This is a genomic window from Thioalkalivibrio sulfidiphilus HL-EbGr7 (assembly GCF_000021985.1).
GTDB classification, from domain to species: Bacteria; Pseudomonadota; Gammaproteobacteria; order Ectothiorhodospirales; family Ectothiorhodospiraceae; genus Thioalkalivibrio_A; species Thioalkalivibrio_A sulfidiphilus.
Map to the genome: position 1 here is coordinate 2,924,274 of NC_011901.1, position 11,662 is coordinate 2,935,935.

The following is an 11,662-nucleotide window of genomic DNA, read 5'->3' on the forward strand; positions in this document are numbered from 1 at the left end:
CACAAGTTTGTGTGTCATTTTCGAAAATGACCGGCTTATTATACGCCCTGATTTCGAGCATTGCAAGGGGTGATTCGCAAAAAAACGACAAATGCACGAAATTTGTGTTGTGTTTTTGCAACAATCACCAGCCATGGCGCTTTGATCGAAGCCATCGAACATTGGGATCGATAGCTCAGAACTTACTTTAAGTGCGGCGTGACGGGTGCACCCGGACGGGGCGCGGGGTGTTGTTTGGGGGTCAGGGGTCAGGGGTCAGGGGTCAGGGGTCAGGGGTCAGGGGTCAGGGCATGGCGGATATTTCTTTGGACAAAAACTTCATATACTTTGTCTATACTTTTTCATTACGTTGTCCGAGGGGAGATGCCGATATGGCCAAAGAAACTGTTTTCACCATGAAAATGGAGAAGGACCTCAGGGACGAGTTCATGGCCGAGGCCAAGGCCGCCGACCGTCCCGCTTCCCAAGTTGTCAGGGAGTTGATGCGTGAGTTCATACAGCGACAGCGGGAAGCCCGCGAATATGAGTCCTATATTCACCACAAGGTGCAGCTGGCACGCGATTCCGTTAACCGCGGACAGGGACTCAGTCATGAAGAGGTCGAAGCGGTCTTTACAGCACGCCGTAAAGCGATGGGGGGCGAGCACGATTAGCTATGAAAGCCATTTGGACGGCGGAAGCCATGCGCGACAGGGAAGTCATATTCGAGTATGTCGCACGCGATAACCCCATGGCGGCCATCAAACTTGACGAATGTTTCGGCGAGGCTGTTGCGCTGCTCGCCACACACCCCCATCTAGGCAAGGAGGGGCTGGTCAGTGGTACTCGCGAATTCATCCCACACGAAAGCTACCGGCTGATCTACGAGGTCGATGCCGACACCCTGTGGATTCTTGCCGTAGTTCATACGGCACGATGCTGGCCGCCGGTGCGGGGTTGAGCTGGATGGTCCGGATTGTGAGGCTGGTATCGCTGTCGGCCTGAAGGCCGACCTACGGCAATGCATGATGCGCGCATAAAAAAGGGCGCGGTTGCCCGCGCCCTCAAGACTCAACTCTTGGGATGACTTCAGATCAGAAATCGAACTTGAAGTTGTGCATCACGCCGAAGCTGATGATGGAGGGGGAGGAACCACCCACCACGCCGGGGATGTTGTCACCATGGCCGCCGCCAGCGGGACGATAGGTGGCAGTGTCATCATTGTCGGTCATGGCATAGGCGGCGTAGAAGCTGGTCTGGCGGGTCAGGTTGTACTGCACACCCAGGGCCAGCATGGCGGCATCAGCATCGGTGCCGTCGTTGTCGGTCCAGTAGTACTGGGCCTTCAGCTGGGTCTTGCCCATGGTGTAGCGCACGCCCAGACCGAAGGTGTTCAGGTCGTTGTCGGCGGCGTCGGTGGCGGCCTGGTACAGACCGGTGAAGCGGAAGGCGTCCATGTCGTAGTAGGCACCCAGACGGGTGGCCTTGTTGTCGGTGCCGTTGGCGAAATCACGGGCCTCGTAGCCCAGACCGATGTACAGGGGGCCTTCGCGGTAGACGGCACCCAGGCTGTAGGCCTGGTCGTCGTTGCTGTCGGCAGCGGTGCTGTTGGTGTTGTCGTTGGTGGAGTACTCAACGCTCACGGTGACGGGGCCCAGCTTCGGGCTGGTGTAGAACAGGGCATTGCGGAAGCGCTGGTCACCGATGCCGTTGAGCATGTTGCGGGAGTCACCGGCCTGGTCACCGAACAGATCGGTGGCGCGGCTGATGCCCTTGGTGACGGTGTCGCTGTAACCGGCGCGAATGCGACCGAAGCCGCCTTCCAGACCCACGAAGGTGTTGCGGGTGCCCAGACGACCGTTGTTGGAATCACCAGCGGCCTCGAAGTTGGACTCGACCTGGAAGAAACCCTTCAGATCGTCGGTCAGCTGCTGGGAACCGCGCACGCCGACGCGGCTGGAGTTGTTGGAGACGTTGGTGGCGCTGTAGTCGCCATCGTTATCCAGGTAGTCAAAGGACACATGGGCACGGCCGTAGATGCTGGCATCGGCCATGGCCACGGCGGGCACAGCGAGGGCAGCGGCCACGGCCACCACGAGCACTTGCTTCTTCATGTTTGGATCTCCCCAGGGGATTGGAAGTGGTTGATGAAGTCATCACGTCAATGACGGGCGTCTTTGTACCAATCCCGGAGGGGGTGATTAAATCGCTGTTTGGTAAAGTTTTTTGAAGTTTTTGTTGCCCTGGACGCCTGCTGGACGAGCCACTTCGTTGCTGCGCACGGGACCATTCCGCAGAAAGCGCTTATATTCTGGTGGCTTATGGGACATTCCACTTGCCCATGCGCGGGCTTATGGAATATGACGGTTTCATGAGGCAGTCATATTGAGCGGGTTTTGTGTTGGCATGGGCGCCACAGATCCACGCAGAAGCGCGCAACAAGCGTTGCGGAATGGCAACGGGGCAGGCGCTCAGTGCCTGGCTTGAAGGTGATGAAGGATGCTGGGTTCGGTCCGGGGTCGGGCCTCCTAGGAGAGCAATCTCTGCGCGATCAGACCACCGGACCTGGGCGCCGGATGCGCTGTGCTTATCCGGCCTACGTGCTACGAATGGTGGTGAAACATGCGGGCCAGCTTGACGTATTACGTATAACGTACTAATTTAGTTCAATGATCAAGTCATTCCGCGATAAGGAAACCGCGGCGCTTTTTCTGGGCGAACGCGTCAGGCGCATACCGCCCGCAATCCGGCAGGTTGCCCGCCGCAAACTCATGCAACTGGAACAGGCTGCTAGGAGCCTGTCGGACTTAGGTGCCCGTAGCGAGCCGGTGGGAGAGCGAGGCCATTTTCCCGATCGTTTGAGGAGAATAGCCGTCGCTATTTGACGAAAAGGATCGGGAAAATGGGCCGCTCTCCCACCGGCGCAGTAGGTGCAGCCTAAGTCCGACAGGCTCCTCACATCGAAGAACTGCGCATCCCACCGGGCAACCGGCTTGAGGCCTTGTCGGGCGACCGTGCAGGTTACTGGAGCATCCGAATCAATGACCAGTGGCGCCTGTGCTTTCGATTTGAAGATGGCGATGCGTGGGATGTGGAAATTGTTGATTACCACTGAAGCGTGAAGATGATGACTATCCGACGAGAAGAAATCACCCGCATGGATTTTTCCGATGTGGTGGAGCCCGGCGAGAAACTGCCGCCCGTCCACCCGGGGGAAATCCTGCTCCATGACTTCATGAAACCTCTCGCACTTTCAGCCAACGGGCTGGCGGCTCGTCTTCATGTTCCCGCCAACCGCATCAGCGGCATCGTCAATGGCTCGCGCGCCGTGACTGCGGACACCGCACTGCGCCTGGCGCGATATTTTGGCACCACGGCGGAGTTCTGGGTCGGGTTGCAAAAAGATTATGAGCTCGAGGTTGCCCGGCGGGCGGCCCTAGCCAGCATCGAGAAAGAGGTTTCGCCGAGGGCGGCTTAGTATTACAGGGGGGGGTGGCGGGCACGGCCCGCCCTATGGGACCTAACGCTTCGCCGATTCACTCCCGGCGAATCGGTGTTCAACCCATCCATGGGGCTTCACCCTCCAGGCCCCCTTCGGTCGCGCCGATTCGCTCCCGGCGAATCGGTCGAACCTGGGGCCAGATTCTCATGCCGTGCTCAAGCCAAATAAAAAGGGGCCCGCTGTTCGCGAGCCCCTTTTTTATTTGGCTGGGGGACCAGGATTGTTCGGCCCATCCATGGGCCTCACCCTCCGGGCTCCCTTCGGTCGCGCCGATTCGCTCCCGGCGAATCGGTCGAACCTGGGGCCAGGTTCTCATGCCGTGCTCTCGAGCCAAATAAAAAAGGGGCCCGCTGTTCGCGAGCCCCTTTTTTATTTGGCTGGGGGACCAGGATTCGAACCTGGGTTGACGGAGTCAGAGTCCGTAGTCCTACCGCTAGACGATCCCCCAAGAACAGTGGCTAGTGGCAAGTCTCAAGTGGCTAGGACTGCTTACGATAGTGCTCAAGCAACCCGTGCAGCATTTTGGACAATTCGGTGGCTTCCTTCAAGTAAGCCCGGGCCGGTGTCTCGGGAAGCAACTTGGCCCGAACCCCAATCATGAGTTGAGTTCTGAGCTCACCGCATGACCCCTTGGCCACTTTCAGGAACTGCACCCTCTCCCTGGATGAATCCCTTTCGTACCCCTCAGCAATGTTTGAGGGAACGGACAGACCGGAACGCACCAACTGATCGCGAAAGGACCTGTCCTTACATGTCTGCGTGCATTCGAATAATGCAACAGACAAGGCGCAGGCCCTCTTCCAGACATCCAATGATTCGTAGGAATTTGCTTCCATGCAGTCTCACTCCTTGAGACTTGCCACTTGCAACTTGCCACTGCGCCGTAGCGCAGCGAGGCGCTTTAACGCTTACTGAACTGCGTGGCGCGGCGGGCCTTGCGCAGGCCGACCTTCTTGCGCTCGACCTCGCGGGCGTCGCGGGTCATGAAACCGGCGGCACGCATGGAGCCGCGCAGCGTTTCATCGTATTCCACCAGGGCGCGGGCGATGCCGAGACGGATGGCACCGGCCTGGCCGTTGGCGCCGCCACCGGCGGTGGTGGCGAACACGTCGAAGCGGTTACCGGCCTGGGCCACTTCCAGGGGCTGACGGACCACCATGCGGGAGGTCTCGCGGCCGAAGTAGGCGTCCAGGGGCTTGCCGTTGACGACGATGTCACCCTTGCCGGGGCGCAGGAAGACGCGCGCGGAGGCGGTCTTGCGGCGGCCGGTACCGTAGTTCTGAGTCGTTGCCATAAATGTCCTGCCGAATCTTGAGTCTGGCTTGGGTGCGGCCTGGGCCGCGGTGAAAATCCTTACAGCTCCAGCGCCTGGGGCTGCTGGGCGGTGTGTTTGTGCTCGGTGCCGGCGTAGACCTTGAGCTTCTTGAACATGGCCCGGCCCAGCGGGTTCTTGGGCAGCATGCCCTTCACCGCGAACTCGATGGCACGCTCGGGAGCGCGCTCCATCAGCTGGTTGAAGTTCATGGACTTCATGTGGCCGATGTAACCGGTGTGGTGGTAGTACATCTTGTCCTGGGCCTTCTTGCCGGAGACACGCACCTTGTCGGCATTGATGATGACGATGTAGTCACCGGTATCCACGTGGGGGGTATATTCGGGCTTGTGCTTGCCACGCAGACGACGAGCCACTTCGCTGGCCAGGCGACCCAGGGTTTTGCCGGAGGCATCCACCAGGTACCAGTCGCGTTTGACTTCAGCAGGCTTGGCGCTAAAGGTCTTCATGCAATACTCCAAAAAGCACGTGCTGTTCGGGAAAGAGCGGGATGATAAATGCGCTAGAGGCAAGATACAAGGGGCAAGAGACAAGTGAAGACCTGGTCCCGTCTTGTCTCTTGCCCCTTGTATCTTGCCTCTGCCCGCGGCAGCGGGCCAAAAAAAAGCGCGGCACTGGGCCGCGCTAATAACCACCAAAGGAGGATGGAGGAGTCCACTGAGTCCGGGGAGGGCCCGGAATTCAGTATGTGAGTAGTTTCTAATATTAGATTGTGGCTGTCAACAGGAATTTGGTCACAAAACCGGGGATCGGGGTTGGCGGGGACAAACGGCCTGTTTCGGGGGATGAGCGGCGCGACTTCGGGCCGGCGCGGGAAGTGGGGGCTGTTCGCGGCGGGGTCGTTCAGGCAGTGGCTAGTGGCAAGTCTCAAGTGGCTAGGGAAACCGCCCCCACCCCAACCCTCTCCCTGAGGGGGAAGGAGTTAAGCTCTTGACCTTCCTAGCCACTTGAGACTAGCCACTAAATCCTCAGGCGCTCAACCACCCGCCCGTGGACCAGGTGCTCCTGGAGGATCTCCTCCACGTCCTGTTCGTCCACGTAGGTGTACCAGACGCCTTCGGGGTAGACCACGGCCACGGGGCCCTCGTTGCAGCGGTCCAGACAGCCGGCGGTGTTGACCCGCACCCCGCCCTTGCCGGTGATGCCCAACTCCTTGGCGCGCTGCTTGGCGTAGGCGCGGATCTGGCTGGCGCCGTAGTTTTCACAGCAGTTGCCGTCTTCCCGGCAGTTGGTGCAGAAGAAGATGTGGCGCTGGTAGTAGGACATGGACGGGCGGCTCCGGCAGGGTTTACCAGAAATTGTAAACCAGGCTGACCGCGGTGATGGTGTCGGTTTTCTCCCGCTCGGGCGGCACGTCGGTGTTGTGCTTGGCGGTGAGCGACAGGCGCATGGCCAGCTTGCTGTTGATGGCGGCGGTCAGGGTGGTCACCGACTCGATCTCGGTGTTGTCGTTGCCGCTCTGGATGAGCAGGTCCTGGCCCAGCCGGGCGGTCTCGCTCAGGCGGTGTTCGAAGGACAGGGCGCCGCGCAGGATGGCGTCGTCATCGCGTTCGCCGGATTCGAGCCTGCTCTGGCGGTAACCGGCACCGGCCTCGAGTTCCAGGCGGGTGCGATCGGTGTCGATGACCCGGCGGCCGTAACCGGCAGCGACCGAGGACTGGTAGTCATAGCCACTGAAGCGATCCTTCTCGTAGCGCAGGGCGGCGAACAGGTATTCCCGGGGGCGAAATTTCCAGTCGCTCTTGAAGTTGCCCACGTAGCGCTCGGCGGTGGAGGTCCCTTCTTCCGAACGCCTCAGCGCCTCCAGCTGCCCGGTGTGGCGCCAGGATTCCTCCTCGTAGCGCAGGCGGGTCTTGGCGTTGATGGTCTCGGCCTCGGTGTTGCCGGTGGTCCAGACGGCGCCCAGCTCGGCAAAACCGCTCCATCCCTCGTCGCCCCAGTCGTCGGCGTGCACAGGCATCATGGCCAGCAGGCCGGCACCCAGGAGACTGGTAGAATAGGTGATCGCTTGCTTCATGAAAGGCACGCTTTCCTCCCGTTTGGCTTTCAAAACAAGCGGGTTACCTTAACAGACGAGCGGGATCTCTCCCGATTCCCCCATGAATCACAGGCTTAAAGACACCGATCGCTGCGTCATGTGCGGGCTGTGCCTGCCCCACTGCCCCACCTATGGCCTGAGCCGCCAGGAGGGCGATTCGCCCCGGGGCCGGATCAGCCTGATGCAGGGGCTGGCCAGCGGACGGCTGGAGGCGGACGACAGGGTGAGCGCTCACCTGGACGGCTGCCTGGAGTGCCGGGCCTGCGAATCGGTGTGCCCGTCCGGCGTACCCTTCGGGCGGCTGATGGACGAGGCCCGCGCCCTGCTGCGGGAACAGCGCCCGGACCGCCCCGCGCTGCCCGGCGTCGCCCGACCGATGCTGCGCGGTGGCGCCACGGGCCGGTTCATGGCGGGACTGTTGCACACCGGCCAGCGCCTGGGACTGGCCGGAGTGGCCGGCCGCCTGCCCGGGCTGGCCGGCAAACCGCTGGGGCGGGCGCTGGCCTTGCTGCCCGCGAAGGCAACACCCGCGACTCCACGCGGCATTCATACACCTGCCGGAGATTGCCTCGGCACGGTACAACTGTTCACGGGCTGCACGGGCAATGCCTTCGAAGGCCGGGCGCTGGCCGCAGCCCGGGACCTGCTGCTGGCCCTGGGTTACCGGGTGGAGGTCCCGCCGACACAGGGTTGCTGCGGGGCCCTGGACCTGCATGCAGGCAAACCGGAGGCCACCCGGCGACTGGCGGCAGGCAATCTCGCTGCCTTCGCGGCGTCGGACGCGCCGATCATCAGCCTGAACAGTGGCTGCCGGACCCAGCTCCGGGAATACGCGGCGCTGATCCCGGAGGGCGCGGCGCTGGCGGGCCGGGTGCGGGACCTGTACGGGTTTCTGATGGAGCACGAGGACCGGCTGTTCGGCGAAGAGGGTTTGGTTCGCCCGAAGCCTCCCGAGCACAGGACCAGGCGGGTGGCGGTGCACCTGCCCTGCACCCTGCGCAACGTGCTCAGGGAGCAGGGAGCGATGCTGGCCCTGCTCAGGCGCCTGCCGGGTCTGGAAGTGGTGGAGCTGGAGGGCAACGACCGCTGCTGCGGGGCCGCCGGGGCACACATGTTCACCCACCCGGAGGCCGCCGACGCCCTGCTCTCGCCCAAGATCGAAGCGGCCCGACGTCAGGCGCCGGAGGCCATCATCACGGCCAATATCGGTTGCAGCCTGCATTTCCAGGCGGGTCTGCGGCGGGCGGGGCTTGAGGTGCCGGTGATGACGCCGGCGGAGTGGCTTGTCAGCCAGTGGCAAGTCTCAAGTGGCTAGTGGCAAGGAAGGTCAGAGGCTTTTCCTTGCCACTAGCCACTAGCCACTTGTACCTTTATTGACATGCGACACCTGACCCCCATCGATCGATTGCTGTGCGGCGCGGACAACGCGCTGCGCACCCTGTTTGCCACGCCGGCCGGAACCGGCCGGCCCTTGCCCGGCGCGGATCTCCCCGAGGCGGAACTCAGTGATGCCGAGCGCGCCCATGCGGGGCGGCTGATGCGCGTGAACCATGCAGGCGAGGTTTCCGCCCAGGGTCTGTACCAGGGCCAGGCGCTTACCGCCCGCAACGCGGTGGTGCGGGAGAACATGGAGCGCTCCGCCGAGGAGGAGAACGATCACCTGCGCTGGTGCCAGGCGCGCATGGATGCCCTGGGCGCACACCGCAGCTATCTCAACCCGCTCTGGTACGCGGGCTCCTTCACGCTGGGCGCCATTGCGGGCCTGGCCGGTGACCGCTGGAGCCTGGGTTTCGTCGGCGAGACGGAACGCCAGGTGGAACACCACCTGGACGAACACCTGGATACCCTGCCCGAGGCCGACGCCCGTTCCCGGGCGGTGCTCGCGCAGATGCGCGAGGACGAGATCCACCACGGCGCCAAGGCCATGGACCTGGGCGGTGCGGAATTGCCGTGGGTGGTGAGGAAGGTGGTGATGCCGGCCGTGTCGAAGGTGATGACACGTACCGCATATTGGTTGTAGGCCGGAGGTTGTAGGTCGGGCTTCAGCCCGACGCCGGAGCTTCACCGGCCACCTACGCCGTCGGGCTGAAGCCCGACCTACAGTAGAGCGCTAGTTACTAGAGGCAAGAAAGCCCACGCTGTCCGGGCCTTACAACAGGGCAAACCGAAGCCCCCTCTTGTCTCTAGCAACTTGCCTCTTGCCTCTAGATCCTTCCTACATTCTTGCCGTAGAAGATCTCCGCCATCTCCCGCTGCAGGAGGCGCTCGATGCGCTTGAGCTCCTTGGGGGAGTAGTCTTCCTTGCCCATGCCGAACAGATACTGATCGATGTCGAACTCCTTGATCAGCATCTTGGTGTGGAACAGGTACTCCTGGTAGACGTTCACATCCACCATCTGGTAGCGGTCCTGGGTGTCCCGGGACAGGAAGTTCTGGATGGAATTGATCTTGTGGTCGATGAAGTGCTTCTTGCCGCGGATGTCGCGGGTGAAGCCGCGCACCCGGTAGTCCATGATGACGATGTCGGACTCGAGGCTGTGGATCAGGAAGTTCAGGGCGCGCAGGGGCGAGATGCGCCCGCAGGTGGAGACATCGATGTCCGCCCGGAAGGTGCTGATGCCGCCGGCGGGATGGCTCTCGGGATAGGTGTGGACCGTGATGTGACTCTTGTCCAGGTGGGCGAGCACGGTCTCGGGCAGGGGGCCGGGGCCCGGGCCCTCAGTGTAGCCGATCTTCTCCGTGGCGATGGGCTCCTCGGAGATCAGCATGGTGACGCTGGCGCCCTGGGGGTCATAGTCCTGGCGGGAGATATCCAGGATGTTGGCGCCGATGATGTTGGCCACCTCGGTGAGGATCTGGGTGAGCCGCTCGGCGTTGTAGGCCTCGTCGATGTACTCGATGTACTCGCCACGATGCTGCTCGCTGGGCGCGTAGCAGATGTCGTAGATGTTGAAGCTCAGGCTCTTGGTGAGGTTGTTGAACCCGTGGAGCTTGAGACGCTTGTCGTGACGTGCCACCAATGTCCGGTCTCCCGCAAAAAGTCGCATTGTAGGGGCATCTGCCCCCGAGTCAATCCAGACTAGCCGCAGGCGCCGGCGATGGGGGGATGCCAGATCATCTGCACCCGGTTGCCCTCGGGATCCCGGCAGTAGAAGCTGCGGGCGCCGTCCCGGTGGGTGCGCGGGGCGGTATCCATGAGCACCCCGTGGCTTTTGAGGAATTCGTACCAGGGGTCCACGTCCTCCATGCGGCGCAGGATGAAGCCCAGGTGATCCAGCCGGGTCTCCTCGCCCGATACCTCGCCCACGTGCAGTGCCAGGTTGTCGCAACCGGAGGTAAGGTAGAGGTTTTCCGCGTCCGGGCGCCATTCCACGCGCATGCCCAGCAGGTCCACATAGAAATGCTCGCTGGCGGCCAGGTCCCGGACGAACAGGGCCAGATGCCGCATGCCCGCCGTGGCGGGTGGCCGGTTGACGCTGCTCATGCGCCCTCCCCGGCCGGTGACTCGTCGGGACAGACCTCGCGGATCTCGAAATCGTGGGTGATCTCGGCCATGGCGCCCAGCATGATGGAGGCGGAGCAGTATTTCTCCGCCGACAGCTTCACCGCCCGCTCCACGTGCTTCTCGGACAGGCCGCGCCCGGTGACGATGAAATGCACGTGGATGCGGGTGAACACCTTGGGCTCGGTCTCGGCCCGCTCGGCCTCGATCTCCACCTCGCAGCCCGTGATGGTTTGGCGCGAACGTTGCAAGATCATGACCACGTCGAAGCTGGTGCAGCCGCCCATGCCCAGCAGCAGCATTTCCATGGGCCGGGGCCCCAGATTACGCCCGCCGGCCTCCGGGGGGCCGTCCATGACCACCGAGTGGCCACTGCCGGATTCCCCCACGAAACTCATGTGATCAAGCCATTTTATGCGCGCCTTCATAATTTTCTTTGGCTCCGCGTGTTATGTTGAGCGTGCCGGGGCGGGTGAAATACCCGATAACCGGCCAAACATTGTGCAAAATCCCGTTTATACTTGTGTAGTTGCAAACCCAGCGGCATCTGGGCCGGGACGCGGCACTTAAGGACATCCATCACAGGGTTGCCCCTATGAGGCAGACAATGAACATCCTGCAAAGGCAAAAACCCGTGCAAGACCCGCTTTGGAAAAGCTTCTTTCCCACTGCCACCGTCGGCAGTATCCGGCGCGCTCCACCATCGTGCACGCCGGGGATCGTCCGGAGACGCTCTACTATATCATTCAGGGTTCGGTGAGCGTGACCATCGAGGACGACGAGGGCCACGAGATGGTGCTGGCCTATCTGAATCCCGGTCAGTTCTTCGGCGAGATGGGCATCTTTGCGTCCCAGACGCGCAGCGCCGGGATCACCACCCGCACCGCGACCGAAACCGCCGAGATCGCCTACCCCAAGTTTCTGGAACTGGCCATGCAGGATCCGCAGATCCTGTTCCTGCTGGCCTCCCAGCTGGCGGTGCGCCTGCGCGACACCAGCCGCAAGGTCATCGACCTCGCCTTCCTGGACGTGACCGGCCGCATTGCCCGCACCCTGGTGGAACTCTCTCAGCAGCCCGACGCGCTGACCCACCCCGACGGCATGCAGATCCGCATCACCCGCCAGGAACTGGCGAAGATCGTGGGCTGCTCCCGGGAGATGGCCGGACGCGTGCTCAAGGACCTGGAAGAACGCGGCCTGATCACCGCCCATGGCAAGACGATCGTCGTCTTCGGCGTGAGATAACACCCGCTTCGCTGGACTCTCTCTAGCTACGGCCATTAACGCAGAGGGCGCAGAGACGCAGAG

Annotated in this window: 15 protein-coding genes, 1 tRNA gene and 1 pseudogene; 7 read left to right on the forward strand and 10 right to left on the reverse strand. The window is 62.2% G+C overall.

Annotation, left to right across the window (positions count from 1 at the left end; translation table 11 throughout):
- Positions 1–290: 290 nt before the first annotated feature.
- Positions 291–653, forward strand: coding sequence for an antitoxin of toxin-antitoxin stability system (locus TGR7_RS13960; RefSeq protein WP_245522993.1), 363 nt, complete (start codon positions 291–293; stop codon positions 651–653).
- A 2-nt stretch (positions 654–655) separates the two neighbouring features.
- Positions 656–940 (forward strand): type II toxin-antitoxin system RelE/ParE family toxin, encoded by a 285-nt coding sequence (locus tag TGR7_RS13965; protein ID WP_012639332.1) that lies wholly within the window; start codon positions 656–658, stop codon positions 938–940.
- A 133-nt stretch (positions 941–1,073) separates the two neighbouring features.
- Here the strand turns inward: TGR7_RS13965 and TGR7_RS13970 are convergent, their stop codons facing one another.
- The gene (locus tag TGR7_RS13970) at positions 1,074–2,093 is read right to left on the reverse strand and encodes a porin (protein WP_012639333.1); all 1,020 of its coding nucleotides are present in this window, start codon (positions 2,091–2,093) and stop codon (positions 1,074–1,076) included.
- 854 nt (positions 2,094–2,947) lie between these two features.
- Here TGR7_RS13970 and TGR7_RS17300 point away from each other — a divergent pair.
- Both TGR7_RS17300 and TGR7_RS13975 read left to right on the forward strand, forming a co-directional pair.
- Positions 2,948–3,094, forward strand: a pseudogene (locus TGR7_RS17300) (type II toxin-antitoxin system RelE/ParE family toxin); the annotation flags it as partial.
- Positions 3,095–3,136: 42 nt separating this feature from the next.
- Positions 3,137–3,457, forward strand: coding sequence for a HigA family addiction module antitoxin (locus TGR7_RS13975; protein WP_012639334.1), 321 nt, complete (start codon positions 3,137–3,139; stop codon positions 3,455–3,457).
- Positions 3,458–3,855: 398 nt separating this feature from the next.
- On the opposite strand, the gene TGR7_RS13980 is transcribed toward TGR7_RS13975, so the two are convergent.
- The 6 genes from TGR7_RS13980 to TGR7_RS14005 all read right to left on the reverse strand — a co-directional run bounded on the left by TGR7_RS13980 (position 3,856) and on the right by TGR7_RS14005 (position 6,831).
- Positions 3,856–3,929 (reverse strand) — tRNA-Gln (locus TGR7_RS13980).
- A gap of 31 nt (positions 3,930–3,960) precedes the next feature.
- Positions 3,961–4,317: a four helix bundle protein gene (locus tag TGR7_RS13985; RefSeq protein WP_012639335.1), complete on the reverse strand. Its 357-nt coding sequence runs from the start codon at positions 4,315–4,317 to the stop codon at positions 3,961–3,963.
- Positions 4,318–4,382: 65 nt separating this feature from the next.
- Complete coding sequence (rpsI, locus tag TGR7_RS13990) at positions 4,383–4,775, reverse strand: 30S ribosomal protein S9 (protein ID WP_012639336.1); 393 nt, start codon at positions 4,773–4,775, stop codon at positions 4,383–4,385.
- 59 nt (positions 4,776–4,834) lie between these two features.
- Positions 4,835–5,263 (reverse strand): 50S ribosomal protein L13, encoded by a 429-nt coding sequence (rplM, locus tag TGR7_RS13995; protein WP_012639337.1) that lies wholly within the window; start codon positions 5,261–5,263, stop codon positions 4,835–4,837.
- 511 nt (positions 5,264–5,774) lie between these two features.
- Positions 5,775–6,080: a (2Fe-2S) ferredoxin domain-containing protein gene (locus tag TGR7_RS14000; protein ID WP_012639338.1), complete on the reverse strand. Its 306-nt coding sequence runs from the start codon at positions 6,078–6,080 to the stop codon at positions 5,775–5,777.
- Between the two features lie 22 nt (positions 6,081–6,102).
- Entirely contained in the window at positions 6,103–6,831 is a 729-nt protein-coding gene (locus tag TGR7_RS14005) for a DUF481 domain-containing protein (RefSeq protein WP_041441953.1), read from the reverse strand.
- 82 nt (positions 6,832–6,913) lie between these two features.
- Between TGR7_RS14005 and TGR7_RS14010 the strand changes: the two genes are divergently transcribed.
- Positions 6,914–8,167 (forward strand): (Fe-S)-binding protein, encoded by a 1,254-nt coding sequence (locus TGR7_RS14010; RefSeq protein WP_012639340.1) that lies wholly within the window; start codon positions 6,914–6,916, stop codon positions 8,165–8,167.
- A 63-nt stretch (positions 8,168–8,230) separates the two neighbouring features.
- Complete coding sequence (gene coq7 / locus TGR7_RS14015) at positions 8,231–8,872, forward strand: 2-polyprenyl-3-methyl-6-methoxy-1,4-benzoquinone monooxygenase (protein WP_012639341.1); 642 nt, start codon at positions 8,231–8,233, stop codon at positions 8,870–8,872.
- A gap of 184 nt (positions 8,873–9,056) precedes the next feature.
- Here the strand turns inward: coq7 and speD are convergent, their stop codons facing one another.
- The 3 genes from speD to TGR7_RS14030 all read right to left on the reverse strand — a co-directional run bounded on the left by speD (position 9,057) and on the right by TGR7_RS14030 (position 10,782).
- Entirely contained in the window at positions 9,057–9,869 is an 813-nt protein-coding gene (gene speD, locus TGR7_RS14020) for an adenosylmethionine decarboxylase (RefSeq protein WP_041443126.1), read from the reverse strand.
- Between the two features lie 62 nt (positions 9,870–9,931).
- Positions 9,932–10,336 (reverse strand): VOC family protein, encoded by a 405-nt coding sequence (locus TGR7_RS14025; RefSeq protein WP_012639343.1) that lies wholly within the window; start codon positions 10,334–10,336, stop codon positions 9,932–9,934.
- Positions 10,333–10,782, reverse strand: coding sequence for an OsmC family protein (locus TGR7_RS14030; RefSeq protein WP_012639344.1), 450 nt, complete (start codon positions 10,780–10,782; stop codon positions 10,333–10,335). The genes TGR7_RS14025 and TGR7_RS14030 overlap by 4 nt, the downstream gene beginning before the upstream one ends.
- A gap of 220 nt (positions 10,783–11,002) precedes the next feature.
- Here TGR7_RS14030 and crp point away from each other — a divergent pair, with 220 nt between their 5' ends.
- Positions 11,003–11,599: a cAMP-activated global transcriptional regulator CRP gene (crp, locus tag TGR7_RS14035; protein ID WP_012639345.1), complete on the forward strand. Its 597-nt coding sequence runs from the start codon at positions 11,003–11,005 to the stop codon at positions 11,597–11,599.
- The last annotated feature ends 63 nt before the right edge of the window (positions 11,600–11,662 follow it).